This is a genomic window from Pseudomonas sp. GW821-FHT02H09 (genome assembly GCF_059421425.1).
In genome coordinates, this window is the sequence record NZ_JBWKVA010000015.1 from 111,717 (window position 1) to 136,948 (window position 25,232).

A 25,232-nucleotide genomic window follows, 5' to 3' on the forward strand; every position below is an offset into this window, starting at 1 on the left:
GAGCTACATTCTACGGGGGCGGGCTTAGTGCAATGGCCCCTTGGGTATCCAGTGAGGGGCTTAGAGATATACCTAGAAAGTGCTTAGCTTGATGGTTAACCAAGGAGCAGCAGCTTGCAGACCAAGAAGAGAACGTCCATTTTTTTTGCAGACGTGTGGTTTGTATGGCCTTGCCTGCTGTTTGTGTTATGCCTGACAACCACATTGGTGGTACTGGTCTCTGACTATCGGACTCGGCAAAAAGCCACCTCGGAACTTGATGCAGAAGTGGTCAGAATTGCCAAAGTGCGCTTTGGGCAGTTGCAACATCGGATTGCAGACTTGCACAACGATGTTTTGTTTCTATCCAAGGTTCCTGCGGTGTCGGGAATGGTTCGTGCTTCCCTTGCCGGAGGTATTGACGCCAAAGAAAGCGACAGCTATGAGGTTTGGACACACCGGCTCGAACAACTCTACAGCGCATACCTCGAAACCAACCCGCACTACTTGCAGGCAAGGCTGATTGGCGTAGCGAATAATGGCAAGGAGTTGGTGCGTGTTGAACACAAGGCTGGAGCTGTGTTGGTGACTCCCGCCGATCAGTTGCAGTTCAAGGGCGACCGCGATTATTTCCAAGCCACCGGTAAACTGCGCCAAGGGCAGGTTTATACCTCAGACTTCAACCTCAATCGTGAGCGTGGCAAGCTGGAACTACCCATCGTACCAACGGTACGGGTGGCAACCCCCATCTATGCCGACGACGGCAGCCTATTCGGTATCGTGGTACTCAATATCGACAGCAACGCCATATTGTCCCAGGTGGGAGAGCGGTTGCCTGATAACTATTCTGCTTACATCGTCAATCAGGAAGGGGACTTTCTGCTGCACCCCGACTCAGCTCGCGCCTTTGGTTTTGATCTGGGTAAGCGCTATCGATGGGAGGATGAATTTAAGGCTGTGAGCCAGTCTGCTCCTGGCGAGAAAGGCCCTGTCCAAAATTGGAGAAGCCAGGCGGGAAGCTTGCTGCATGTTGTGCGGCATGACGAGATGCTGAGCGGTGAGGGTTCGGAGCGCCACCTGACAGTATTTATTGCTGTCAGCGACACAGCGGTCATCGAAAGTGTGGCCAGTTCGAGACAGATCACCCTGTTTACGATGCTGGTCATTTCCGGCATCGCTGCCGGCTTTCTTTACCTGTATGGAGTCAGTACGCGACGTCAGTTGCAAGTAATGATGGAGCAAAGCCGCCTTGCTGCCATTGTCGCCAGCTCTAGCGATGCCATCGTTGGTACAACACCGCAAGGCTTTGTGCTCAGTTGGAACGAGGCCTCAGAGCGCATGTTTGGCTACAGTGAAGACGAAGCAGTGGGCCGCTCGTTAGCAAAGTTGATTGGCTCGCCGGAGCTGATAGCGGAACAGGTGCGCCTGACGGCAGCCATTGAGCGCGGAGAAGCAGTCCCCCATTTTGCTACAACACGACGCCGACGCGATGGTACGACCGTGGACGTCTCTATCGCTGTTTCACCCGTCCGTGAGGCTGACGGTAAAGTGACAGCCGTTGCGCAAACAATTCGTGATATCAGCCAAGAAAAGGCCAACGAGTCTCGGATTCTCTCGCTAAACGCCAATCTAGAGCAGCAGGTCGCTGAGCGTACTGCCCAGTTACTGATCGCCAAGGATCGTGCTGAAGTCGCCAGTCAAGCGAAGAGTGAGTTTGTTGCCAATATGAGTCATGAAATTCGCACGCCGATGAATGCCGTGTTGGGCATAACGCACCTTCTGGCTAATACGTCTTTATCCACCGACCAAAATAAATACCTGCAAATGCTGCGAGGTGCTGGGGAGTCCTTGCTTGAAATTTTGAATGACATTCTGGATTTTTCCAAAATTGAGGCCGGTCACTTAGAGATTGTCCCCATTCCGTTCCAGTTGTGCGATGTACTCAACGCACTAGCGACCATTATGTCCATCAATGCCGTCAACAAGGATTTGGAGTTGGTGATCGGCGTCGAGCCGGATGTACCGCAAGCTTTTATCGGTGATGCACTACGGTTACAGCAAGTGCTGGTCAACCTGGTGGGTAACGCTATTAAGTTCACTGAGCGTGGGGAAGTTGTTGTGCTCGTGCAGCGGGTGGGGAGCGAAGAGGACATCGTCAACATGTGCTTCCGGGTGCGTGATACCGGCATTGGTATGACGAACGAACAACAAGCGCGTTTATTTTCACCGTTTTCCCAGGCAGATACCTCCATCACCCGTCGCTTTGGCGGCACTGGCCTTGGGCTGGCTATTTCGAAGCGTTTGGTTTCCTTAATGGCGGGAACCATCACGATGGAGAGTTCCGTCGGCGTCGGCAGTGAGTTCCAGGTAACTATTCCACTTCGACAAAAAAGCTCCATTGAACACATACAACATCCACAAAATACCTTGGGTGACTTACGCATTTTGGTTGTCGATGACAACGTGACCAGTCGTGAGTATTTGTGCAAAACGATTTTTGGTTGGAACTGGCAAGCCGACGGGGTGGCGTCAGGCGAGCAGGCGGTAGAGCAGGTGCGCGTGCTTGAACGGCGTGGTGAGCTCTATGACGCGGTGATAGTAGACTGGCAGATGCCGGGCTTGAATGGGCTCGAAACCATGCAGGGGATCCGGAGGATACTGCCTACGTATACGCAGCCGATTATCATAATGGTCAATGCATTTGATCAGGGTAAGCTCATGCAAGAGCCTTCGTCGGCGGAGATCGATGCAGTCTTGATCAAGCCCGTTACCAGTTCAAATCTGTTCGATACGCTGCATCAAGCGCTGGCAGCGCGAATAGATCCCCAGGTGTCCGTCCAATTCAAAAGCGAGAGCTTATCTTCAAGTCTGCAATTGGATGGCGTGCTCCTACTGCTGGTGGAGGACAATCCCCTGAATCAGTTCGTGGCAACGAACATACTGGAACAAGCTGGCGCGATTGTGGAGGTCGCCGGCGATGGTCAGCAGGCTGTCGACAGATTGCGTGCCGATCCGCAGCGTTATCAAGTAGTGCTAATGGATGTGCAAATGCCAGTCATGGATGGTTTTTCCGCCACCCGAGTTATCCGCAATGAGTTGCGACTGACATTGCCGATATTAGCCATGACTGCGGGGGTATTTGAGTCTGAGCGTGAGCAGTGTGTAACCGCTGGTATGGATGGTTTTATCGCCAAACCCATTGACGTCAAGCAGATGCTGAGCACCATCCGCCAACATGTGCCGACTATCAGCCATGCATCAAAGACGCCAAAAACAATGACTTTAGCACCTTCGATTGACGACCTTTCGGAATTCGATGTTGGGCCGTTACTCGCCGTCGCCAAGAACGACAAAACCTATTTTGACACCCTCATTACATTGATCAAAAGGACTGTAGAGGACGGCGTCGCTCCCATCACTAAAGCGCGTATCGCATGGCAAGAAGGGCGGAGCCGCGATGCGGCGAGCCTGTTCCACACACTGCGGGGAACCCTCGGTACGTTAGGAGCCAGGCGTTTTGCAGAAACATCTCTACAAATCGAATTGGCCATTAACGATAACGACAGGATGCGCGCCGACGCATTGTTTGGTGTGATCACGCTGGATCTGGAGGAAACGCTGACGGCTGCTAAACATTGGATTGCACAACAGGGAGTATCTGAAACGAATGAGAATGCTTCTGCTAACTGGGATCCATCCCAAATAACTGAGTTTTACCTATTGCTCCAGCAACAGAGTTTGGATGCCTGCGAGCTCTACAGCGCTTTGCGGTCGTCGCTTCTATTACAGCTCGGTTACGATCTGGCTAAGGAGTTGGACGCGGCAATGGAGCGGCTGGATTTTCAAACAGCATCGGCGTGCATTCAGTCTGTAATGATCTAATGAAACCGCATTTATTTCGCTACGTTGAAAGCGGATTTTCAAACCATCGACTTCGATGAACTTCATGTCGTCTGAGTTTATCGATTTAGTCATGACGTGTTCCTCGGGTTGCATGCAATATCCCTGTGAGGGGACTTTTTGTGGTCATGCGATGGTTGCAGGCGAGCGCGCGCACTCGCGCAGCAGAAATCTTCGGTCGCCCGCCGAATACGACGCGCGCTTGGGCAGCTCGAAGCTCGCCCGCTGCGGGCGACAGAACGCTATCGACTCTGCCTCACCAGCCCTACACCAGTGCCGTGCGTTCGATAAAAAACAGCGGTGACAAGGCAACGAAAGCAACGAAATTGGAGGCGTTGCGTTCAAGGTCATCCGTATATGGATTGGCCTTCGCCACCGCCATATCCCCACTCAGAACATCGTGTTCGTGTTGTTGGCCGTTTCCGGCACCGGCTGCAGCACGTCCCAGTGTTCCACGATCTTTCCATCGGCATCGAAGCGGAAGATGTCCACGCCTGCGGTTTCCTTGCCGCCCCAGTCCAGATAGCGCACGTGGATGAAAGCCAGGTCGCCGTCGATCGCAATACGCTTAACTTCGCACGCCACTTTCCCAACCTGCTTGATGTAGCCGGCGATGAAATCGGTGCCATCCGGAAACAGCGGGTTGTGCTGGATATACGGACCAGCAACTAGACCTGCCAGCAATTCGGACTCGCCCTGGTTGAAGACACGCGCGTAGATGGTGTCGATTGCTGCCTGAATGCGATCTCTATTCATGGTTTCACCTTTTGGTTGATGTGATCTGTATTGCATCAGTCGCGAAGGAGATGAACCATGTCTAAAACTCGCTAACACATACCAATTCGTCTCATTCTGCTAATATGAGGCGATGGACGCATTGAATGGTTGGTTGAAAGCGGTTCGAGCCGATGGCTTGGTGCTGGCGCGCACCCGCGTGGCGGGGCCATGGGGGTTTGCGGTGCAAGCTTGCGAAGCCGTAATGTTTCATTTCGTCGCGGAGGGACGGGCCTTCGTCCGCCAAGCAGACGCGGCAACCATCGAGCTGCAGGCTGGTGAAATGGTCATGTTCCCGCGTGGCCATGCGCATGAAGTTGTGTATTCGAAGCGCGGCCGAGTCATGCCGCTCGAATCCTTCCTCGCCCTGCGCGATGGCGTCCTCGACAGCGGTCCAAAGGCCACCACGCTGATTTGCGGTCAATTCAACGTGGATCAGCACCTGGCGCTTCCAGCACTGCGGGCGTTACCGCAGTCGGTGTCGTTGCGCGCCGGAATGGAGCCTGGCAGTTCGTCGCTGAGCGATACACTGCGCATGCTACGTCACGAAGTGGAGACACCGAACTTCGGCAACCATATCGTGGTGCGTAACCTGCTCTCGTCCCTGTTCGTTTACTTCATGCGTAGTTGGGCCGATGCGGCTTCTCCAACGGCAAACGACTGGTTTTCAGCTTTGCGATCGCCGCAGATGACACGGGTTCTCGCGCGCATACACGAAGCACCTGACCATGCATGGACCTTGGAGGAACTCGCCAAAGAAGCTCGCTTGTCGCGTGCTGCTTTTGCCCGCAACTTCTGCGCCTTGGTGGGCGAGCCACCACACCAATATCTGACGCGTTGGCGCATGGGAATTGCCGCGCAACTGTTGGAGGAGACCGAGCTGCGACTTGGCGAGATCGCCTCTCAAGTTGGCTATAGGTCGGAATTTTCGTTCAGTCGTGCCTTCAAGTTGGCGCGAGGAGTTTCACCGATCCAGTACCGCCGAGCACAACAGAATCAAGCACCCGCAGGTCAGCGCGAGCCTGGGTCGGTTGCGACGCGATCCCTGCCAACGTAGACACCGTGATGGGTGTATGCGCCTCGGCCGACAATCAGATGAGTCCAGTCGGAAATGTCGTCATTCGGTGCCTCCTAAATTGGTGTTTGTGGGTTGCCGCAGTGCCTCCTTCACACTCTAGGATGGCAGTGCTGTTGCCGCTGCCCCAAAACTGACCCAGTAGAGGTTGTTCTGCCGACTGAAAACTGACCCAGGTGTTCAACTGCTTCTGCTCACTTTCCGAGCAGGAGAACACAGGGTGATCAGCACGGAAATGTTGGGAAAAATCCGGCGGATGAACGAAAGCGCAAGGACGAAGATGGTATCGAGGACGATGAACCGTTTTGATCTGCACCATAAACACCCTGCCGCATGCCTGCATGCGGTCGGGCCCGATGCGTCTTCAACCAGGACACTACTGCTAAGCTTATCCACAATTGCTGGGACAAAAATCAGCAATCCGCCCTGGGTCAATTTTCAATTGGCAGGGTGGGTCAGTTTTCAATCAGCGCCAACATCGACTGGGCATTCAGGCCGGTATCCGTGAACAATGAGGCCACTTCATGTTTCCCAGCCCGAAAAAATAGCCCGCGATGGGGGGCGGGAGGGGGATTAGTAATGGCGTTGCATTAAGGATTAAAACGCGACTCGCGCTGGGGGCTAGATACAACCGCAAAGCAAACTTTTAGCGGTCACACCCATGTGGGGTTGCGATGCACCCAAGCCCCTGTTGAAAATTGAAGCAGTCCTCGCATCGGTTGGCACCAGTCTAGTGAAGGCGCTCCCGAGCTGGATCGGCTATTCGGAATATTTCGTGAAGATCAAGTCCGTCGCAGGGGGCAATTTCGTATGGCAAGCGAAGCAGCCATTGATGATCTTTTCACTGGGGTTTGGCTTGCCGTTTTCAAACTGCCCGTAACCCACCTTCGATCGACTCGGCGAAGGTGTAGAGCCGACACTCAAACTAAATCCCGCGACGCAGTTTCCCCGGTGCCTCCCCGTAAAATTCCTTGAATTTCTTGCTGAAGGCCGACTGCGACTGGTACCCGACCTGTACGGCAATATCGCTCAACCCCAGATGGGAGTGGCTCAGCAGGTTGAACGCCATTTCCATGCGGACCTGAGTCAAGAGCACCCAGGGTGATGCGCCAGCCACACGTACAAATGCGCGCAGAAAAGTTGCTCGGGACATGCTCGCCATTTCCGCCAGCCCTTCAACGGTCCACTCGAATGCAGGGTCGGCCAGCATCGCCTGCCAGGCGCGTCCGAGGCGTTTATCGCTGAGCAAGGCCAATGAGCCGGTGGTCTGGCCATCGCTTGCCAGGTGCGCTCGCAGGATCAAGGTGAACAGCGCCTGGGATAGCGCGTCGAGCATGAATCTGGAGCAGACCTGATCGCCATCCGCTTCGCCACGCAGCATCTCCACCAGCGCAGGCAGCTGCCCACTGGCGGTGGGCGGAATGACCAGATACTCGGGCAGCGCGGCAAATAGTAGTGACGTGCGATTGAAGTGAAACCCGCCACAGAGCATGTCGAAATCGCGACTGGCCCCGCCAATACGATGCATCGGCACAACACCACCTTCGGTAACTTTCGGCACGGTCGGCGCTACAGTTCTACCGGGGCTGTGCATGACATGCGGCGCGCCCCTGGGCAGCAGCAAAATGTCCCAGGCCTTCATGGGAACGCGTTGGCCATCGGGAAAATCCACCCGGCACTCTCCGGCCAGCACGATGTGATAGGGCGCCTTGCCCAGGGCTTCCTGCTCATGCTCCCGTGCCCAATCCCCCTCGAATTGGCAGCGCAAATCCAGGCTGCCGCGAACATTGGCCAAGCTGATGAGTTTATCGATTGAATTCATTTTGAGTCTTTCGCAATAAAAGCTGAGCCCATTGAACAAACCTGAACTGCGCCACTGAAGAAAACTGAGTGTGTCGAAACAGTACACTTAACCTGTTCAGGAGTTAACGCTATGTTCAATAACTGGTCCGAATTATTGCCAACCATCCAGAAAGCCTTCGGCGCACTGGGCAAGAGCAACCCTAAGATGGTCAAAGCCTACATGGCACTCGGTGAAGCCGCTGCCGAAAACGATGTGCTGGATGACAAGACACGCGAGTTGATCTCGATCGCCGTCGCTGTCACTACTCGTTGCGATGGTTGTATCGCCGCACATACGAACGCAGCGATCAAGGCAGGCGCGAGCCGCGAAGAGGTGGCGGCGACCCTGGCCACGGCTATCTCGATGAACGCGGGCGCTGCGTACATCTATTCGCTACGCACGCTCGAAGCGTTTGATACGCTGAATAACTAGTCTGACATCGCGTCCACCGCAGCCTCGGCACTACAAAGTGCCGAGGCTTTTTTACGTCATTGAAACGGGAAGGTCACGTTGAGACGATCAAGCAACAACTTGAGAATGACGAACAAAAGCACCGTTCTCAAAACCAGCAGACTAACTCCACATTTGAAGGTGAACTGAACGTCGAGAAGCGCGCCTGGCAGACAGGCAACAACACCTACGGGTTTTCGACCGGGTTGGGCATTGTCGAACTCCTGATTGGCTTGTTGGTGCTGTCCAACCCGATCTCACGACGCACCGGCTTACTCGGTGGTGCGTTGGCCCTCGGTACGCCGCTGGTGACTCTGAGCTTTCTGATCACTACGCCCGAAGCCTGGGTGGGTGCTCTGGGCGACGCTCAACACAGTTTTCCCTACCTGTCCGGTGGCGGTCGCCTGGTGCTCAAAGACGTATTGATGCTGGCCGGCTCTCTTACCGTGATGGCCGACTCCGCTCGTATGCTGCTGCGGGAAAGTCGCGCATGAATCGCTTATCGGAAAACTTTTTGAAACCGGTGATTGCTCTGACGTTTGCCATTGTTTCCAGCAGCATCTTGGCAGCACGGCTGAGGAAGTTGCACGGACTGGGGTGCCCCTTGATATCACCAGAACCATCAGCATACCGATGTAAGTAATGCCTGCGGAATCGTCCCCGTGGTACTGACGTATGACGATTCGCAGGGCGAGCGTCACACCGTAACGTATCAAGTCTGGGGAACGGCGTGCAGCGGCGGCTAAGCGTCCCTGGCAGCACGCGATAGATAACCGTGTCCTTCCAGCGACCTCATAGTCGGATGGTCGCTGGAAGGAGGGACTTAGCGTTTGACGCCCAGATCGATCTGGGTCATGCGGCTGCGAATAGTGAACACACCATCGCCCGAGAGAATCGCGCTACGCGCAAACAGGCGCCCGCTCTCCCAGTTCGACAGGCCCAGTTCCGGCTTGTTGAGGGCGTACTGGCCATCGACCCAACGGGTAATGCCGTTGCCGACAAAAGGCGCGTTGACCGCGTTGTAGAAGCGCTCATGCGCCGCGCCATCTTCACTGATCAGCGACACGGTGAACTGCGGGCTGTAGCGGTTGAACAAGGCGATGGCGTTGTCCAGGTCGTCGACGATTTTCAGGCTGACTTCCGGGGTTTCTTCCCATTCCCACTCGCGCCCCAATTGATCTTCGGGCAGCGGCTCGGCCAAGGCTTCGGTCTGATAACCTTCGGCGCGGCAGACGTCGACCTTCGCAGTCCTCCAATCGTAAGGCAGGTACGACTCGCTGCCCTCAACGATGTGCAACTTGCAACCTTCGTCCCGTGCGGCTCCAGCCTGTTTCAAGGCCTGTAGAAACAGCGGCACCAGTTCGGTGGCGCGGTCGCGGTGGATCAGGCACACGTTCAGGGTGTTGCAGACCTTGCGGTCCAGGGAGTTGCGCACCACAGCGGCAAAGCGCGTGGCATCGGCGTCGGCGTTGGCGATCAGCCAGGCGCCACCGGTGCCGTGCAGGCTGACGGCGGTGCCGGCCTGCTGCGCGATGCTGCCCAACTGACTGACGGCACGTCCCGAACCACGGGCCACAGCTAGGGACAGACGTCGGTCGGCGAACATCGCCCAACCGGCGGCGTGATTGACGCTTTCCACCAGCGACACTGCGCCGGCTGGCAACCCGGCGTCGACTAATGCCGGATTCAACGCGTGGGTGACGATGGCTTGCGCCGTGCCCAAGGCATCGCTGCCAATGCGCAGCACTGCGGTGTTACCGGTGCGCAACACACCGGCGGCATCGGCGAAGACATTCGGCCGGCCTTCGAAGACGAAAGCGACGATGCCCAACGGCGAGACCACTTGCTCGACTTTCCAGCCGTCATGCTCGACGCAACTGACCACTGTGCCACGGGTGGCCGGCGCATCGCGCCAGGCACGCAGACCGGCAATCATGTCCCGACGCATGCGCTCATCGGCCAACAGTCGTGTGGTAGAGCGCCCACGCGCCTTGGCTCGCTGGATGTCGGCCAGGTTCGCCGCCTCGATCAAGGCCCAGCAATCGGGGGTTTCCAGACGTTGGGCAAACAGATCGAAGAACCCGCTGATCGCCTGATCCGAGACCGCCGACAGGGCGCTGAACGCCGCTTCGGCGCGCTCGATCGCCACGGCAGCCGCTTGCTGATCCGCCACCGGGATCAACAACAACTCGCCGCTGACCTGTTCCACCAGCAGGTGGTCTCCGGGCTGGAAGCGTGCCGCCAGTTCGGGGCTGACCACAGAGACACGATTACCCGCGAAAGGGATTGGCGTGCCAGCGACTAGACGTTCGAGCGCAAGAGACATAAAGCGGTTTCACCATGGTGTGGACGGCCGGGAAGGGGACCGATCGGGTTTATCCGTAGCTCGGCAGAGAGCTGATTTTTTTCCAAGGACACTGTTGGCTATGTGTCCAGAAGATTCTCCATTTTAACTTCATGCATCTCAAAGGACACCAGATGCTTTTCAGTACATTGCGATGCCTCCGCTAAACCAACGGTGCACTCGAACCAGGAGGTGTTTTGGAGACTTGGAATTTTGAGACTATCAATGACCTCGCATAAGACGCTGACGCCAAGCCTGATCAGTATGTTCAGAACAACGCCTCGCTGGATTATTTCACTCAGCACAATTAAGTCATGACATCCCTGCAGGTTCTCTAATTGCCCATACATGGTGAGACTGAACGCAGAAGCAGTTGACCCATTTCGGGTTAATGCAGTGTCCATCCAGGGAGTCCCCACATGATTGATGTCGCTCATTCCTGCGACGGTAACCCTTGGTTGGATACTCCAGCCATGGCCCTTACCGAATACGAATGCGGCTTTTTGCTGCCCCAATTGATGGGAGCGCTGGCTAGCGAATCTAGAGCGGCTCATGTCACGCACAGATCCAGCACGCATCAGAACAAGGCGTCGGTCCTGAAACTATGCGCCCCAATTTTGCGTGCATTGAAGCTTCGTTTTTCTCCCCTATAACGACATTCGGCGCCCATGTGTTGTGCGACCTTGCAGAGAATTGAGATGACCTACGACTTTGATTTATTTGTGATTGGTGCAGGTTCCGGCGGTGTCCGCGCAGCGCGTTTTGCCGCAGGGTTCGGCGCGAAAGTGGCGGTTGCCGAGAGTCGCTACCTCGGTGGTACGTGCGTCAACGTCGGTTGCGTACCGAAGAAACTGCTGGTCTACGGGTCCCATTTTGCTGACGACTTTGAACAGGCCGAGGGCTTTGGTTGGACTGCCGGCAAGGCACAATTCGACTGGGGAAAATTGATCTCCAACAAGAACCGTGAGATCGAACGACTCAATGGTATTTATCGCAAACTGCTGATCAACAGCGGCGTAACGATACTCGAAGGTCATGCACGACTCACCGACGCGCATCATGTGGAAATCAATGGACAGCGTTTCAGCGCCGAACGCATTTTGATTGCAACAGGCGGCTGGCCACAAATTCCGGATATTCCAGGTCGCGAGCATGCCATCACTTCGAATGAAGCATTCTTTCTGGAGCAACTGCCCAAGCGAGTACTGGTGGTGGGCGGTGGTTACATCGCCGTCGAATTCGCCGGCATCTTCAATGGCCTTGGTGCCGACACCAGCCTTCTGTATCGCGGTGATCTATTCCTGCGTGGGTTTGATAAGGCGGTTCGCACGCACCTGGTGCAGGAGCTGACCAAGCGCGGACTGCAATTGGAATTCAACACCGATATCGTCCAGATCGATAAACAGTCTGACGGTAGTCTACTGGCGACACTCAACGACGGTCGTCAACTGGAGACCGACAGCATTTTCTACGCCACTGGCCGGCGGCCGATGCTCGACAATCTGGGCCTGGAAAATACCCGCGTCGAACTCAATGAAAAGGGTTACATAGACGTCAATGACAACTTTGAAACTCGCGAACCATCGATCCTGGCGTTGGGTGATGTGATTGGCCGAGTGCAACTGACCCCTGTTGCAACGGCGGAAGGCATGGCGGTCGCTCGTCGATTGTTCAAACCTGAAGAATATCGTCCAGTAGATTACCGCCACATTCCCACTGCTGTGTTCAGCCAGCCCAACATCGGAACCGTTGGGCTGACTGAGGAACAGGCGCTGGAGAATGGCCACAATGTGACCGTTTTCGAAAGCCGATTTAAGCCGATGAAACTGACCCTCACGGATTCGTCTGAGCAGACGTTGATGAAGCTGGTGGTGGATGCTGTTACTGATCGGGTCTTGGGCGCGCACATGGTGGGTCCCGACGCCGGAGACATCATCCAAGGGCTGGCCATCGCGTTGAAAGCGGGTGCGACCAAGCTCCTGTTCGATGAAACCATCGGTGTGCACCCGACCTCGGCAGAAGAATTTGTGACCCTGCGTACACCTGTCTCTGGCAGATGACAGCAGACGGCCAATCCAAATACTTTTTTCAAGAGCGTTGTTATGAAAGTCCAATTACCTCGTTACGAAGGCTGGTCGCTGTTCGGTCTGCTGTGTTTGCTGATATTGGTGATGACGGCGTTGATACTGGCGCTGAATCCAGATTTAGTTGAAGGTCTACGTAGCGCAATCCGCGCCACCTCGCGCACCTCGTTTGCTCTGTTTCTTGTGGCTTTTACCGCCTCTGCATTCGCTGTTTTGGTACCGTCCCCGTTTTCCAAAGCGCTTGTGCGCGAGCGTCGTTTCATTGGTCTGGCATTCGCGTTCTCTCACCTGCTGCATGCGGTATTGATCTACGAGTACGGTCAGCTGAACACCGAGTTCTGGCCCGGTCGAAGCACTATCACCAACATCCATGGCACGCTTGGCTATTTGTTTATCCTGTGGATGACAATTACGTCCTTCAAGACCACCACACGTCTGATTGGTCGCAAGACCTGGAAGGCCTTGCACCTCACCGGCATGTGGGTGCTAGCAGCAGTTTTTGCTTACTCCAACTTCAAACGCGTCCCCCTGAGCGCTTGGTATGTATTGCCGTTTAGCATCATGTTTTCGGCAATTGCCATTCGGGTTGTGGGTAAGCTCGTACAGAAGAACAAACGGAATCAGCCTCGCGCTTTTGCTTGAAATCGATTTGGTTTGAGCGAAGCAGGGGAGAGCGTATGTCGATAAATATGGTCGTGAACACTCCGTTCACTCGTCATTGGATTGGTCTACATTGAATGGGCTTGCCTAGGTGTACGTCACCATCAACATCGGTTACAGCACCGTCAAATTGACGTTGACCTCCCTCGCGGCTTTCATGCCGCCGTTGCTCCCGTATACCGACAAGCTCGTTTGATGTGTTACAGACTCGGTTCCTCTGGCATCGCAACACTGCTTACAAGCCAGGGGCTCGATAACGTCCATCTATGTTGGAGCAAGCGTCATGAGCCTTACTCTCTACGGTTTTGACGGCAGTCCATACGTTCGTACGGTGAAAATGCTGCTGAAGGAGAAAGGAGCGGAATTCAATCAGTTACAGGTTAACGTGATGAAAGGTGAACCGCATCATCCGGAACACCTCGCACGGAATGCGTTCGGGAAAGTGCCGGTCATCGATCACGACGATTTCAGGGTGATCGAAACAAGCGCAATCATGAGCTATCTGGATGAAGTTCTGCCTGGGACTTCACTGACACCCAAAACTGCTCGGGACCGCGCCAGGAGCCATATGGCTCAGGCAATCTACGATTCCTATGGTTATGGTTCGATGGTCGCCGTCTTCGGTTATTACCTGTTCCCTGACTTCATTGGCGGGCAGAACGACGCCTCTCGCCTTCAAGGCATCGAGAAATCGAAACTGGTGCTCAGCGAGTTGATGAAGATCAAAGGCAACGATCCGTTTGTGGGTGGGCCCGCATTGAGCATCGGCGACCTGTACCTGGCACCGGCATGTGCTTACTTATCGATGACGCCGGACGCAGAGGAAATATTTGCCACCAAAGGCTTCGCAGACTGGTGGACAAGGGGCCACGGCGCGGAGCCGCCCTGTTACGGCGTAAAAAACAACTATCACAGCGCGGCGTCAGTCGCCTTTATGGACCTGATGTTGTGAGTGTCGGTGGGGCAGTAGCTTCGGCAAAAAAATGATCATTACACGAAATGAAATGCTGGATTGTAATTGCTGGTCATTCCGCTGTTTATGAGAGGAGGGGAAGATAACTCCATCGACGCGATCACCGGGTCGAACTCAAACAGCAATCGGAGCACGTCATGTCCCAGCAAGCGATCAAACTTTATCGTCACCCTTTGTCTGGCCACTCTCATCGGGTCGAACTGATGCTGTCCCTGCTGGGACTGCCAACCGAACTGGTATTCGTGGATCTGATGAAGGGCGCGCACAAAACGCCTGACTTCCTGGCTCTCAACCGCTTTGGCCAAGTGCCGGTGATCGATGACAACGGCACCGTCCTGGCAGACTCCAACGCCATCGTGGTTTATCTCGCCGCCAAATATGGCAAGGGCCAATGGCTGCCGACCGATCCGGTAGAGCAAGCCAAGGTTCAACGCTGGTTGTCGGTGGCCGCCGGTCAAATCAGTTCGGGTCCTGCCGCCGCGCGATTGATCACCGTGTTTGGTGCCGGTTTTGACGCCGAAGATACGATCAAACGTTCTCATGCCCTGCTCAAGATCATGGAGGAGGAGCTGGGTCAGAGCAAATTCCTGGCCGGCGACAAGCCGACCGTCGCCGATGTTGCTGCCTACACTTACGTGTCCCACGCACCGGAAGGTAACGTGGCGCTGACTGAATACCCGAATGTCCGTGCCTGGTTGAGCAGCATCGAAGGGTTGCCGAACTTCGTTGGCATGCAACGTACTGCTGTAGGCTTGCAAGAGGCTTGACTCGATTCTGAAGGAGCTTGCCGGGAGAATAATTCCGGCCAGTTCCTTTTCATCTGTTTCGCAGTTCTCCCAGGACGCTTTACGTACATGCAGCCAGCCCGACGGCGCGTGCGAACGTCGCTGTAGCCGACGATACTGGCAATCAGGTCTTCCCGCGCAAGCGGCCAGATACCTCGCTGTCCTCTCATCAAGACAGGGGCGACTATGGATCGTTTTCAAGAAATGCAGATATTCATGGCCGTAGCCGAGGAAGAAGGCTTTGCCGCCGCCGCCCGCCTGTTGAATATCTCTCCCCCCAGCGTGACCCGTGCCATCGCCGCGATGGAGGAGCGAATCGGCACACAGCTCCTTTCTCGAACCACTCGCAGCCTGCATCTCACCGAAGCGGGTCAACGCTATCTCGAGGATTGTCGGCGTATCCTCAGTGATATCGACGAGGCGGAGGAAGCGGCTGCTGGTAGTTACTCGATACCGTGCGGGCATTTAACCGTGACCGCGTCGGTGCTGTTTGGTGAGTTGTACATTGCGCCGCTGCTGGCCGACTACGTAGATCAATATCCCTCGGTGCATCTCAATGCCTTGCTGGTTGACCGTGTGGTGAACATGGCCGATGAGGGTATCGATGTGGCCATCCGCATTGGTCATTTGCACGAGACCAATCAGCACGCCATCAAAGTCGGCGAAGTACGCCAGGTGATCTGCGGTACCCCCGATTATTTCGAACGCTACGGCAGGCCGCGTCATCCCGGAGAACTCAGTACCGCCAACATCGTCATGTCTTCGGCCAGCCATTTGCTGAGCGACTGGCAATTCGTCAACGACGGCAACGCCCTGAGCTTTCGATTCGAACCGCGATTGGTGGTCACCGCCAATCAGGCCGCGATCAATATCGCCAGCCTGGGCTGGGGCGTGACGCGGGTGTTGTCCTATCAGGTGGCCAGACAGGTGGCGGCTGGCGAACTGGAATTGGTGCTGGAGGACTTCGAACCGCCTGCGCTGCCCATTCAAGTGGTCTACCTCAAGAGCACCCGAATACCGGCAAAGGTTCGTACCTTCGTGGATTTTCTCGCGGATCGACTCGGCAAGGATTCGGCGCTCAAGGCTGCGGCGAAGGGTTCCAACTGATGGATCGCTACCATGAAATGCTGATGTTCGAAGCGTTATCGGAGCACCCCAGTCTGGCTGCTGCGGCCCGTCGTCTCGATGTGTCCGGACCTACGGTCGTTCGCGCCATTGCACGGCTGGAGGAACGTCTTGGCGTGCCTCTGTTACTTCGAAGCACCCGCGGGGTGTCGCTGACCGAGGCCGGCGCCGGCTTCATGGTCGATTGTTCACGCATTCTCAAGGCCATCGAAGACGCAGAGGCTTCGGCCAAGGGCTTACACGTTCAGGCCCAAGGCAATCTCACGGTGCTGATGCCTTTGCTGTTCAGTCGTTATGTCATGACCTCGATTCTGACGGACTACATGAGTCTGTATCCTGAGGTAAAAGTCTTTGCGCAATACCATGATCGTTTTCCGAACATGAATGAAGAGGGCATCGATGTGGCGGTGCTGATCGGCAATCTACCAAGTTCGTCATTGATCGCACGACAGGTGGGCTATGTACGCTCGATGGTATGCAGCAGCCCTGCTTATCTGGCTGCTCACGGTGAGCCCGGCGTACCTGAGGATCTGCAAAATCATCGACTGGTCGCCACCCATGCTTATCGAGACTGGGTCCAGTGGGACTTCCACCACGACGGTGAGGTGAATCACTTAAAAGCCCGGACACGGATCAGTTGCGCGACAGTACAGGCGGCCATCGATGCAACCGCTCATGGCGCCGGCATTACCCGTTGTCTTAGCTATCCGTTGTACGAGTATTTGAACACTGGGCGATTGCGGCGTGTGTTGCAGCCCTATGAGTTACCGGCGCTGCCGGTGCACGTGGTGTACCGCGAAGGGCGCAAGGCCTCGATGCGGGTGCGCAGTTTTGTTGACCACATCGTCGACGGCCTGCGCGAGCATCCGGCCATGCAGCCGGATGTTCTTTGAACGCTTGCAGCGCACTCAACAGCGGAGGTCACTGCTAGTCATTACTTAGCAGTGGCAGCTGTTTCAATCAGGCTGGCAACGACTTTCGGATTGGACACCATCACCACATGGGACGCGCCTTTGACTACGACAGTCTTCTTGGCGTGTGCCCGCTCAGCCATGAACACCTGGGCTTGCGCAGGGATGTTCTTGTCCTTGTCGCCATAGACGAAATACGACGGAATGGTTTTCCAGGCGGGTTCGCTCGAGGCTTCATTTAGCGCAGCTACGGTCACGGGACGTTGGGTCGCTGCCATCAATTTTGCGTCAGCATTCGGCACATCGGCGGCGAACTGATCGTGGAACTTGTCCTGCTGGATGAACAGATCCTTTCCACCATTGGCCAATTCAACCGGTGGAGCCAGGGTTTGCCCCAAGGTATTACCCGGTAAACGACCCGTCAGGTCGGCGGTGGATTCACCGGCTTCAGGCGCGATAGCCGCGACGTAAACCAGCGCCTTGACGTTGGCATTGCCGTAGGCGGCTGCGCTGATCACCGGGCCACCGTAGGAGTGACCAACCAGTACCACAGGGGTTTTGATGCTTTTCAGTACATCAGCCACCGATTGCGCATCGCCTTTGAGGCTGCGCAGCGGGTTGGAAGCCGCGATCACCGGGTAGCCGTCTTTTTCCAGAATCTTGACCACGCCGTTCCAGCTGCTGGAGTCGGCGAAGGCGCCGTGCACCAGCACAACCGTTGGTTTAACGGGGGCCGCCAGCGCAGCAGTGGCGCTGGCCATGGCTGTGGCAAGTCCCAGTCCTGCGAATAACTTGTTCATCGGGTGTTCCTGTACGGGGTGGGAGGAGTGAAGCGACAGGGCCATTTGAACCGGATGCTGTGTCTCGTATGTGTCTGACTTGCCCGCCCGGCGCATGGAAATATGTCTGAAATCGCCTGAGCTACAAACGGATACAAGCGCCGTTCGGGCATTTCAGTGAGCGAAATAGTGGATTGTATTTTGTGGTCGTTCTCTACATCGCGGTTAAGGCGGAGCATAAGCACACACACTCTTCCATGCTGTACAGCAGAGGCTCATGACCGATGAAACGCGTGCTTATGTTACTGGCCAACGGCGTAGAGCCTCTGGAAATGGCCGCTTTTACCGATGTGCTTGGCTGGGCCAACCTGCTGGGTGATCACCCTGTGGAACTGGTCAACGCCGGCCTTCGCAGAAAGATCGTGACCACCTTTGGTCTCACGCTCAATCCGAGTTTTTTATTGAGCGATCTGGACGTGAGCAGCTTCGATGCCTTGGCACTGCCGGGTGGTTTTGAACCGTCGGGTTTTTACGAGGAAGCCTTGAGCGAACCCTTCCTGGCGACCATCCGGCATTTCGTCGAAGCCGGTAAACACGTTGCCAGCGTTTGCGTGTCTTCCGTGTGCCTGGGCGTGGCCGGCGTGCTGCGTGACAGGAACGCCACGACCTACCACCAGGAGGGCGGCAAGCGGAAAAACCAACTGTTGGAAACCGGTGCACGCTTTGTCGATCGCCCCGTGGTTGTCGATGACCAGATCATCACTTCAAGCGGGCCGGGCACTGCCACCGAAGTTGCATTCGTACTGCTCGAAAAAATAACGAGCGTCGAAAATGCCGCTTTTATCCGCAAGAAGATGCGCTTCGCCACCCCCGACCGTGGTTGGTACGAAACGCCGCAAGTGCCCTGAAATGATCCACCAACTCCGATCGACTTTTTACCAAGGTAACCATATGACTAACACAGCACTCATCGTCGTTGATATTCAGAACGACTATTTTTCCGGCGGCAAATGGGAACTCAACGCTACTGACTCGGCCGCTGACAATGCGGCTCGTGTGATTGGAGCAGCACGTGAGCGGGGTGACTTAGTCATCCATATCCGTCACGAGACTTTAGCCCCTAATGCACCGTTTTTTGTTCCAGGATCCGACGGCGCGCAATTGCACGAGAAGGTGCGCAATCTTGGGGACGAGTTGGTCATCGTCAAACACTTCATGAACCCATACCGCGAAACGGAACTGCTCGAAGTGCTTGAACACAACGAGATTGAACGGGTCACCGTGGTCGGCAACATGAGCCACATGTGCATCGATGCTGTCACCCGCGCGTCTGACGACTTCGGGTTTGAGGCGACAGTTATTCACGATGCCTGTACGACCCACGACCTGGAATTCAACGACGTCAAGGTTCCTGCACATCTGGTGCATGCGGCGTTCATGGCCGCTTTGAAGTTCGGGTACGCCGAAGTGCTGAGCACTGACGAGTATGTGGCCTAGGTTTTCATTCTGCTGCCGAAAAAGGTAACCCAATGTTCAATCTTTCCAATGCTGTCGATTACTACTACTGGCCAACCCCCAACGGGCAGAAGGTCGCCATTTTTCTTGAGGAATCGGAACATCCCTACGTCGCGCATCCCGTCAATATCAGCAATGGTGAGCAATTTTCCACTGAGTTCACCCGAATTTCACCCAATCAGCGCATTCCAGCGATAGTCGACAGAGAGACTGGTGTATCGGTCTTTGAGTCAGGGGCGATTTTGTTGTACTTGGCTCAGCGCCGCGGGCAATTCATCCCCGCCGATGCGAAAGGGGCGGCTGAAGTCATGCAGTGGCTGTTCTGGCAAGCGGCGAACCTGGGGCCGATATTGGGACAGGCAGTGTTCTTCCTTAATTACGCCTCTGAACATGTACCGCTCGCCGTGGCACGGTTCAGTAAAGAGACCGAACGTTTGTATGGCGTTCTGGAGCAGCAATTGAGCGAACGACCTTACGTCGCCGGCGAGTACTCCATTGCCGATATGGCGATCTATCCTTGGATGCTACAACATGACAAGCAAGGAATGACGCTCGATGGTTATCCTAACGTCGCCGCTTGGCTAGAAAAAATCAGCACGCGCCCAGCAGTGGTTCGGGCCTACGCTAAAGGGGAGCAAATTCGTCCATCTGGTCAAACTGATCAAGACAGAAAAAAGCTTTATGGGCTTCCATAGCGGGGTCGCTACCCACTTAGGCGATTCCAGGTTGCTCGAAGTGCGTGCAGGGTCTGTCTCGAGCTTCATGAGGTTGCAAAGCGCAGAGTTGATGATCACCGGCAACTGCGTATTAGACCCCGCTGCCGGGGATTCAACCATTCCTCGCCGGGCGGCGGGTGAAGGGCACCTGTTTACGAATGCGTAGAGGTGATCATGAATCAGTCGGACGCGCCAGGAGCATCCCCTTGGCATGCGGGTGAGCGTGAGTTGCAGGAAAGCGTCGGCGTCGCCGATCAAATGGAGATATTTGGACGCAAGGTCGTACGTGACTACATGCCTGATCAGCATCGATTGTTTTACAACCAGTTGCCTTACCTGGTGGTGGGCGCGGTCGATGAACAAGGGATGCCTTGGGCCACGTTGATCGAAGGCCCCCCTGGCTTCATCCATTCACCCGATCCGCGTGTGCTGCAACTCGACCGCCTGCCCGCCGAGGGTGATCCAGTTAGGGCGGCCCTTAAGCAAGGCGCTGCGGTGGGACTGCTGGGCATTGACCTGAAGACCCGAAGGCGCAATCGCATGAACGGCAACATCAGCACCGCCTCGTCAGGCGGTTTTACCGTTTCTGTGGTGCACACTTTCGGCAACTGCCCGCAATACATTCAGTTGCGAGGCGTTGAGCCGGTCAGCCTTGGCCAAGCCTCAGCAAACGTAGCGGCCGAATGTCTCAGCGAACTGGATGAAGCCGCGAAGTCGACCATCAGCAAGGCCGATACCTTTTTCCTCGCCAGCTACGTCGATCTGGATGGCGATGCATCCCGGCGCTCGGTGGACGTTTCTCACCGGGGAGGCAATTCAGGTTTCGTCAGGATCGAAGGCAACGTGCTGACGATTCCCGATTTCGCTGGCAACCTGCACTTCAACACCTTGGGTAATTTCCTGCTCAACCCGCGCGCAGGGCTGGTGTTCATCGATTTTGAAACAGGCGACATGCTGCAAGTCAGCGGGCGTACCGAGATCATTCTCGAGGGGCCGGAGATTGCCGCCTTTCAGGGGGCTGAGCGGCTCTGGACACTGACCGTGGAACAGGTGGTTCGACGTCAGGCTGTGTTGGCCCTACGTTGGCGGTTTGAAGGTTTTTCGCCTAACAGCCTGATGACGGGCAGTTGGGAGCAAGCTGAGGGCCGATTGCAAGCCGATAACCTGCGTGATCAATGGCGACCGCTAAGGGTGACGCGGATCGTTGACGAGAGCAGCTCCATTCGCTCCTTCTATTTTGAACCGGCCGATGGCGCGGGCATACCGCGGTTTGAGGCTGGCCAACATCTGCCGGTGCGCTTTTGCCTTGCTGAAGGACAGGCGCCTCTGGTCAGAACCTACAGCCTGTCGAGTGCGCCGTCGGACAGTTTTTTCCGTATTAGCGTCAAGCGTGACGGACTCATCTCGTCGCATCTGCACGACCGCGTTAAGGTAGGGGATCTGGTTGAAGCCCGTGCCCCTCAAGGGCGCTTCACGGTGCAAGCCGATGAATATCGACCGTTGGTTTTGCTGGCCGCGGGCGTGGGCGTGACGCCACTGTTGTCGATGCTGCGTGAAGTGATTTATGAAGGCGAACGTATCCGTCGCACTCGACCGACCTGGTTCATCCAAAGTGCGCGCAGCCTGAGTGAACTCGGGTTTCGCGATGAGCTGTACGAACTGGCGACCCGTGCCAAGGATAAAGTTCGTGCGCTGCGTCTGCTCAGTCAGCCGGAAACTCATGCTCGCGTTGGTGAGGATTTTGAAGTGGCGGGGCGTGTGGATGTCGAACTGCTCAAGGCATTGCTGCCCCTGGACGATTACGACTTTTACCTGTGTGGCCCTGGTGCTTTTACCCAGGCGCTGTACGACGGCCTGCGTCAGTTGCGTATTGGCGATGATCGTATTCACGCGGAGACTTTCGGTCCTTCGACCCTGGTTCGCCAACGGGATCATTTAACCCCGGCGGTCGAGCAGATACCCGCGGCAAGCAGCCCGGTCAAAGTGCTGTTTTCGGCATCGGCGAAGGAAGCTCGTTGGGAGCCGGGTGGTGGGAGTTTACTGGAACTGGCCGAGAGCCGTGGCCTGAACCCGGACTTCAGTTGCCGGGGCGGATCGTGCGGTACATGCAGGACCCGATTGGTCAGTGGCCAAGTGCATTATCTGAACCTGCCGGCTGAGATGCCGGCCGAAGGGGAAGTACTGATTTGCTGTGCGGTGCCAGCGCAAGCCAAGGAGGGCGACGCCCCCCTGGTGCTGGATTTGTGAACTGGCCGTCATCGGTGCTCATCCCGCCATGCGCGGGTTGAGTACCTGGTCGATGCCGCCTTCGCTTTCAAGTTGAGCCAAGTCATCGAAGCCGCCAACGTGCCAGTTGCCGAAAAAGATCTGCGGGACGGTATGGCGACCGCTTCGGCTGACCATTTCGTTCTTCACGTCGACTGAGCGCACATCGATTTCCTTGTACGCAACCCCTTTGGCATCGAGCAAACGCTTGGCATTACGGCAGTAGGGGCAGGTCGTGGTGGTGTACATAGTGACTTCAAGCATGTTGAGTGCTCCTGAAAATTAGAGGCTGATTTAGGCAACAGCTTTTGCTGGACGGGCATGAACGGCAACGGTGTTCGGATGCTTGACCAGTGACTTGAAGGTCTTGTTGTCGGCGTCCAGGGCGTCGATTGAACCGGTGCCGATGTCATAGACCCAGCCATGCAGATTCACCAGACCTTTTTCCTGAGCCAGGCGCACGCTTGGATGAGTCTGAATGTTGGCCAGTTGGGCGATGACGTTCTCACGCACCATGGAACTGACTTTGGCGGCTTCACTGGCGTGAGGACGCGATTCGTTGATGACTTTCGCCGACTCGGCATGTTGCAACCAGCCGGCGACCGCAGGCAAGTGATCCATACACTTGCACTTGGCGACAGCGGTCATGGCACCGCAATCGGAATGGCCGCAGATCACAATATCGGTCACGCCCAGTACGGCGACGGCGTATTCGACCGTGGCAGACACACCACCGGAATGCGGGCTGTAGGACGGCACGATGTTGCCAGCGTTACGGATCACGAACAGTTCGCCAGGCTCTTGCTGCGTCAGCAGTTCCGGTACAACACGGCTGTCGGAGCAGGTGATGAACAACGTGCCTGGATGTTGCGTGGTGGCCAAGTGTTTGAACAGGTCAGTGCGTTGCGGAAATGCTTCTTTTTGGAACTTCAAAAAACCTTCGATGAGCGCTTTCATGATGTTTACCTTTCATTGAGTGTTGAGTGAGTGACAATTAGTTGGTGCAGCCGCTACCGATCACGCTGTATTCCAGGATGTGGGTTTCACCGTGCGAATCGCGGTAAGTCATTTGCACTGGCGTCGGGCCACAGACATCAGCCGTCGGGGTGATGTGAATGACTTTGGCGATATCCAAGTGCATGCCATACGCATATGGAACGGCCTCAGGTGCTACCACAGCTTCCTGTGCGTAGGCTGACAGCGAAGCCGTCAGGGACAGGGCGAGAAACAGAATTTTTTCATGACGAATCCTCCATTCAAATGTGGTGATTGATCGAAAAGGGTTTAGAAATTTTTTGAAGCAGGCCCGCAAGGCTGCGGGCCGATTTACAGGCCCGGTTGCATCCTTAGAAAGGACGCAGTGGCAGGAACTTGCCGTCGAGGGTGATCACTGCACGGTGGCCGCCTTCCGGGTCTTCGACTTTCTTCATGTCGAGCTTGAAGTTGATCGCGCTGATGATGCCGTCGCCGAACTGCTCGTGAACCAGGGCTTTCAAGGTGGTGCCGTAGATCTGGATCATTTCGTAGAAGCGGTAGATGGTCGGATCTGTTGGAACACCCGACAGGCTGCCGCGCAGTGGGATGATTTGCAGACCGGCGACCGAGTCGGCGTCCAGGTCCAGTTTTTCGCCGATCACTTTGGCAGCGGCTTCAGGCAGTGGATGCTGGCCGAGCAGGGCGGCAGTGACATAAGCCAGACCGAGGCCGGTGCCTTGAGCCATGTCTTCGAAGGACAAGTTTTTGCGCGCCTTGGCGTCGAGGATTTTCGCGGTCAGCTCGAGGCTGGTGTCGTTGTAAGCGTGGGACTGTTGCATGGTGTTTCTCCTATCGGGTTTGCTTGTTGGCTGTTTGCCAGGTTGGTGTTGCTTGGGTGTGAAGCAATGTTCTGCTGGTTGCTCGATAGCGTCCAAGACCGATATACAATCCTGCGCATAAGTCGTTCCTATAGATGCAGGTCGGAGCGTTCATGAATTTGGCGGGATCCATCAGCACCTGAAATGGTGGATGCCCCATAGGGGGTACCGCCGCCTGGTTGCGATACATCGAATAAGGCTGGATCGGAATAACCGATAGGCACAATGACCATGCCGTGATGAGCAAGTGTCGTCCACGTCGAGGTGATGGTCATCTCTTGGCCACCGCCAGTACCCGTTGATGTAAATACACTTGCGGCCTTGCCAACCAGTGCTCCGCTAGCCCACAGGCCGCCAGTCTGATCGAGGAAGTTGCGCATCTGTCCTTACATGTTGCCAAAGAGGGTAGGCGTGCCAAATATGATGGCGTCATAGCCAGACAATTCAGCACGGTTTGCCACTGGAGCCGCCTGGTCAGTTTTGCCATGTGCAGCTTTGAATGCCTCAGGATCCATGGTTTCAGGAACACGCTTTACCGTGACTTCACCCCCCCGGGACGCTGCTAGCACCCTGAGCTACATGCTGCGCCATCATTTCGATATGGCCGTACATCGAATGATAGAGAACCAGAATCTTGACCATCTTCACTTCCTCGTTTCGCTACATCATCTGTCGAACGCCGGTTGTTACAGGCCTAAATCAGAAAGACCTGGATGATCGTCAGGGCGACGGCCTAACGGCCAACGAAATTTTCGCTCCGACTCTTTGATTGGCATGTCATTGACGCAGGCAAACCGATGAGCCATCAGTCCGTTTTCAGCAAACTCCCAATTCTCGTTTCCGTATGAGCGATACCAATTACCGGAGTCATCGTGCCATTCGTAGGCGTAACGTACCGCGATGCGGTTATCGGTAAATGCCCACAGCTCTTTGATCAGTCGATAGTCCAGTTCTTTGTTCCATTTTCGGGTCAGGAATGCTGCAGCTTCAGCCCTGTTTACTGCGAAGTCGACTCGATTTCGCCATTTGGTATCAGTTGTGTAAGCCAGTGAAACTTTTTCTGCATCGCGGGAGTTCCAGCCATCCTCTGCAAGCCGGACTTTGAGAATTGCCGACTCACGATCGAAAGGGGGTAGTGGGGGACGCGTTTCAGATTCAGCCATGATTTTCACTCCAAACGTGTGGGGACATCGTGGTCAAG

24 protein-coding genes and 2 pseudogenes are annotated in these 25,232 nt (G+C 55.6%); 15 read left to right on the forward strand and 11 right to left on the reverse strand.

Annotation, left to right across the window (positions count from 1 at the left end):
* The first annotated feature begins 114 nt into the window (after positions 1–114).
* Positions 115–3,861 carry a response regulator gene (locus AC07VR_RS20230; protein ID WP_495012322.1) on the forward strand — a complete coding sequence of 1,249 codons (3,747 nt, stop codon included), beginning with the start codon at positions 115–117 and terminating at the stop codon, positions 3,859–3,861.
* Between the two features lie 408 nt (positions 3,862–4,269).
* Here AC07VR_RS20230 and AC07VR_RS20235 read toward each other — a convergent pair whose 3' ends face one another.
* Complete coding sequence (locus AC07VR_RS20235) at positions 4,270–4,635, reverse strand: nuclear transport factor 2 family protein (RefSeq protein WP_494991620.1); 366 nt, start codon at positions 4,633–4,635, stop codon at positions 4,270–4,272.
* A gap of 112 nt (positions 4,636–4,747) precedes the next feature.
* Between AC07VR_RS20235 and AC07VR_RS20240 the strand changes: the two genes are divergently transcribed.
* A complete protein-coding gene (locus AC07VR_RS20240; protein WP_495012323.1) occupies positions 4,748–5,710 on the forward strand; it encodes an AraC family transcriptional regulator in 963 nt (320 codons plus the stop codon).
* 943 nt (positions 5,711–6,653) lie between these two features.
* On the opposite strand, the gene AC07VR_RS20245 is transcribed toward AC07VR_RS20240, so the two are convergent.
* Positions 6,654–7,550 carry an AraC family transcriptional regulator gene (locus AC07VR_RS20245; protein ID WP_495012324.1) on the reverse strand — a complete coding sequence of 299 codons (897 nt, stop codon included), beginning with the start codon at positions 7,548–7,550 and terminating at the stop codon, positions 6,654–6,656.
* A gap of 111 nt (positions 7,551–7,661) precedes the next feature.
* Between AC07VR_RS20245 and AC07VR_RS20250 the strand changes: the two genes are divergently transcribed.
* The 3 genes and pseudogenes from AC07VR_RS20250 to AC07VR_RS20260 all read left to right on the forward strand — a co-directional run.
* The gene (locus tag AC07VR_RS20250) at positions 7,662–8,003 is read left to right on the forward strand and encodes a carboxymuconolactone decarboxylase family protein (RefSeq protein ID WP_495012325.1); all 342 of its coding nucleotides are present in this window, start codon (positions 7,662–7,664) and stop codon (positions 8,001–8,003) included.
* A gap of 59 nt (positions 8,004–8,062) precedes the next feature.
* On the forward strand, positions 8,063–8,515 hold the full coding sequence (locus AC07VR_RS20255; RefSeq protein ID WP_495012326.1) for a DUF417 family protein: 453 nt from the start codon (positions 8,063–8,065) through the stop codon (positions 8,513–8,515).
* Between the two features lie 135 nt (positions 8,516–8,650).
* Positions 8,651–8,767 (forward strand): annotated as a pseudogene (locus AC07VR_RS20260) (DUF2790 domain-containing protein); the annotation flags it as partial.
* A 77-nt stretch (positions 8,768–8,844) separates the two neighbouring features.
* Here AC07VR_RS20260 and AC07VR_RS20265 read toward each other — a convergent pair.
* Together AC07VR_RS20265 and AC07VR_RS20270 are read right to left on the reverse strand one after the other, a co-directional pair.
* The gene (locus AC07VR_RS20265) at positions 8,845–10,347 is read right to left on the reverse strand and encodes an aldehyde dehydrogenase family protein (RefSeq protein ID WP_495012327.1); all 1,503 of its coding nucleotides are present in this window, start codon (positions 10,345–10,347) and stop codon (positions 8,845–8,847) included.
* A 98-nt stretch (positions 10,348–10,445) separates the two neighbouring features.
* Complete coding sequence (locus tag AC07VR_RS20270) at positions 10,446–10,919, reverse strand: hypothetical protein (protein ID WP_495012328.1); 474 nt, start codon at positions 10,917–10,919, stop codon at positions 10,446–10,448.
* A 144-nt stretch (positions 10,920–11,063) separates the two neighbouring features.
* Here AC07VR_RS20270 and gorA point away from each other — a divergent pair, with 144 nt between their 5' ends.
* The 6 genes from gorA to AC07VR_RS20300 all read left to right on the forward strand — a co-directional run bounded on the left by gorA (position 11,064) and on the right by AC07VR_RS20300 (position 16,885).
* Positions 11,064–12,425, forward strand: coding sequence for a glutathione-disulfide reductase (gene gorA / locus AC07VR_RS20275; RefSeq protein ID WP_495012329.1), 1,362 nt, complete (start codon positions 11,064–11,066; stop codon positions 12,423–12,425).
* Between the two features lie 42 nt (positions 12,426–12,467).
* Complete coding sequence (locus AC07VR_RS20280) at positions 12,468–13,091, forward strand: ferric reductase-like transmembrane domain-containing protein (protein WP_495012330.1); 624 nt, start codon at positions 12,468–12,470, stop codon at positions 13,089–13,091.
* 301 nt (positions 13,092–13,392) lie between these two features.
* A complete protein-coding gene (locus AC07VR_RS20285) occupies positions 13,393–14,061 on the forward strand; it encodes a glutathione S-transferase family protein (RefSeq protein ID WP_495012331.1) in 669 nt (222 codons plus the stop codon).
* Positions 14,062–14,219: 158 nt separating this feature from the next.
* Positions 14,220–14,849, forward strand: coding sequence for a glutathione S-transferase family protein (locus AC07VR_RS20290; protein ID WP_495012332.1), 630 nt, complete (start codon positions 14,220–14,222; stop codon positions 14,847–14,849).
* Positions 14,850–15,053: 204 nt separating this feature from the next.
* Positions 15,054–15,974, forward strand: a complete 921-nt coding sequence (locus tag AC07VR_RS20295; RefSeq protein ID WP_495012333.1) for a LysR substrate-binding domain-containing protein — start codon at positions 15,054–15,056, stop codon at positions 15,972–15,974.
* Positions 15,974–16,885: a LysR family transcriptional regulator gene (locus AC07VR_RS20300; RefSeq protein WP_495012334.1), complete on the forward strand. Its 912-nt coding sequence runs from the start codon at positions 15,974–15,976 to the stop codon at positions 16,883–16,885. Before AC07VR_RS20295 ends, AC07VR_RS20300 begins: the two co-directional genes overlap by 1 nt.
* Positions 16,886–16,926: 41 nt before the next feature.
* On the opposite strand, the gene AC07VR_RS20305 is transcribed toward AC07VR_RS20300, so the two are convergent.
* Positions 16,927–17,703 (reverse strand): alpha/beta fold hydrolase, encoded by a 777-nt coding sequence (locus tag AC07VR_RS20305; protein ID WP_495012335.1) that lies wholly within the window; start codon positions 17,701–17,703, stop codon positions 16,927–16,929.
* A gap of 263 nt (positions 17,704–17,966) precedes the next feature.
* On the opposite strand from AC07VR_RS20305, the gene AC07VR_RS20310 reads away from it, so the two are divergent.
* The 4 genes from AC07VR_RS20310 to AC07VR_RS20325 all read left to right on the forward strand — a co-directional run bounded on the left by AC07VR_RS20310 (position 17,967) and on the right by AC07VR_RS20325 (position 22,160).
* Positions 17,967–18,590 (forward strand): DJ-1/PfpI family protein, encoded by a 624-nt coding sequence (locus AC07VR_RS20310; protein ID WP_495012336.1) that lies wholly within the window; start codon positions 17,967–17,969, stop codon positions 18,588–18,590.
* Positions 18,591–18,633: 43 nt separating this feature from the next.
* Positions 18,634–19,179 carry a cysteine hydrolase family protein gene (locus tag AC07VR_RS20315; protein WP_140678626.1) on the forward strand — a complete coding sequence of 182 codons (546 nt, stop codon included), beginning with the start codon at positions 18,634–18,636 and terminating at the stop codon, positions 19,177–19,179.
* 32 nt (positions 19,180–19,211) lie between these two features.
* Positions 19,212–19,892 (forward strand): glutathione S-transferase family protein, encoded by a 681-nt coding sequence (locus tag AC07VR_RS20320; RefSeq protein ID WP_495012337.1) that lies wholly within the window; start codon positions 19,212–19,214, stop codon positions 19,890–19,892.
* A 195-nt stretch (positions 19,893–20,087) separates the two neighbouring features.
* Entirely contained in the window at positions 20,088–22,160 is a 2,073-nt protein-coding gene (locus tag AC07VR_RS20325) for a 2Fe-2S iron-sulfur cluster-binding protein (protein ID WP_495012338.1), read from the forward strand.
* An 18-nt stretch (positions 22,161–22,178) separates the two neighbouring features.
* Here the strand turns inward: AC07VR_RS20325 and grxC are convergent, their stop codons facing one another.
* The 6 genes and pseudogenes from grxC to AC07VR_RS20355 form a co-directional block, all read right to left on the reverse strand.
* On the reverse strand, positions 22,179–22,442 hold the full coding sequence (grxC, locus tag AC07VR_RS20330; RefSeq protein ID WP_495012339.1) for a glutaredoxin 3: 264 nt from the start codon (positions 22,440–22,442) through the stop codon (positions 22,179–22,181).
* 30 nt (positions 22,443–22,472) lie between these two features.
* Positions 22,473–23,135: a carbonic anhydrase gene (locus tag AC07VR_RS20335; protein ID WP_110750121.1), complete on the reverse strand. Its 663-nt coding sequence runs from the start codon at positions 23,133–23,135 to the stop codon at positions 22,473–22,475.
* Between the two features lie 37 nt (positions 23,136–23,172).
* A complete protein-coding gene (locus AC07VR_RS20340; RefSeq protein WP_495012340.1) occupies positions 23,173–23,355 on the reverse strand; it encodes a DUF2790 domain-containing protein in 183 nt (60 codons plus the stop codon).
* A 169-nt stretch (positions 23,356–23,524) separates the two neighbouring features.
* A complete protein-coding gene (cynS, locus tag AC07VR_RS20345) occupies positions 23,525–23,992 on the reverse strand; it encodes a cyanase (RefSeq protein WP_495012341.1) in 468 nt (155 codons plus the stop codon).
* 128 nt (positions 23,993–24,120) lie between these two features.
* Positions 24,121–24,673: pseudogene (gene wrbA / locus AC07VR_RS20350) on the reverse strand (NAD(P)H:quinone oxidoreductase).
* A 44-nt stretch (positions 24,674–24,717) separates the two neighbouring features.
* Positions 24,718–25,194, reverse strand: coding sequence for a nuclear transport factor 2 family protein (locus tag AC07VR_RS20355; RefSeq protein ID WP_214383422.1), 477 nt, complete (start codon positions 25,192–25,194; stop codon positions 24,718–24,720).
* Positions 25,195–25,232: the final 38 nt, after the last annotated feature.

Coding starts and splice junctions, on each gene's coding strand:
- AC07VR_RS20250 (WP_495012325.1), top strand. CDS start 7,662: ATGTTCAATAACTGGTCCGAATTATTGCCAACCATCCAGAAAGCCTTC.
- cynS (WP_495012341.1), bottom strand. CDS start 23,992: ATGCAACAGTCCCACGCTTACAACGACACCAGCCTCGAGCTGACCGCG.
- gorA (WP_495012329.1), top strand. CDS start 11,064: ATGACCTACGACTTTGATTTATTTGTGATTGGTGCAGGTTCCGGCGGT.
- AC07VR_RS20290 (WP_495012332.1), top strand. CDS start 14,220: ATGTCCCAGCAAGCGATCAAACTTTATCGTCACCCTTTGTCTGGCCAC.
- AC07VR_RS20300 (WP_495012334.1), top strand. CDS start 15,974: ATGGATCGCTACCATGAAATGCTGATGTTCGAAGCGTTATCGGAGCAC.
- AC07VR_RS20285 (WP_495012331.1), top strand. CDS start 13,393: ATGAGCCTTACTCTCTACGGTTTTGACGGCAGTCCATACGTTCGTACG.
- AC07VR_RS20235 (WP_494991620.1), bottom strand. CDS start 4,635: ATGAATAGAGATCGCATTCAGGCAGCAATCGACACCATCTACGCGCGT.
- AC07VR_RS20310 (WP_495012336.1), top strand. CDS start 17,967: ATGAAACGCGTGCTTATGTTACTGGCCAACGGCGTAGAGCCTCTGGAA.
- AC07VR_RS20295 (WP_495012333.1), top strand. CDS start 15,054: ATGGATCGTTTTCAAGAAATGCAGATATTCATGGCCGTAGCCGAGGAA.
- AC07VR_RS20240 (WP_495012323.1), top strand. CDS start 4,748: ATGGACGCATTGAATGGTTGGTTGAAAGCGGTTCGAGCCGATGGCTTG.
- AC07VR_RS20270 (WP_495012328.1), bottom strand. CDS start 10,919: ATGAGCCGCTCTAGATTCGCTAGCCAGCGCTCCCATCAATTGGGGCAG.
- AC07VR_RS20315 (WP_140678626.1), top strand. CDS start 18,634: ATGACTAACACAGCACTCATCGTCGTTGATATTCAGAACGACTATTTT.
- AC07VR_RS20320 (WP_495012337.1), top strand. CDS start 19,212: ATGTTCAATCTTTCCAATGCTGTCGATTACTACTACTGGCCAACCCCC.
- AC07VR_RS20280 (WP_495012330.1), top strand. CDS start 12,468: ATGAAAGTCCAATTACCTCGTTACGAAGGCTGGTCGCTGTTCGGTCTG.
- grxC (WP_495012339.1), bottom strand. CDS start 22,442: ATGCTTGAAGTCACTATGTACACCACCACGACCTGCCCCTACTGCCGT.
- AC07VR_RS20335 (WP_110750121.1), bottom strand. CDS start 23,135: ATGAAAGCGCTCATCGAAGGTTTTTTGAAGTTCCAAAAAGAAGCATTT.
- AC07VR_RS20355 (WP_214383422.1), bottom strand. CDS start 25,194: ATGGCTGAATCTGAAACGCGTCCCCCACTACCCCCTTTCGATCGTGAG.
- AC07VR_RS20325 (WP_495012338.1), top strand. CDS start 20,088: ATGAATCAGTCGGACGCGCCAGGAGCATCCCCTTGGCATGCGGGTGAG.
- AC07VR_RS20305 (WP_495012335.1), bottom strand. CDS start 17,703: ATGAACAAGTTATTCGCAGGACTGGGACTTGCCACAGCCATGGCCAGC.
- AC07VR_RS20245 (WP_495012324.1), bottom strand. CDS start 7,550: ATGAATTCAATCGATAAACTCATCAGCTTGGCCAATGTTCGCGGCAGC.
- AC07VR_RS20265 (WP_495012327.1), bottom strand. CDS start 10,347: ATGTCTCTTGCGCTCGAACGTCTAGTCGCTGGCACGCCAATCCCTTTC.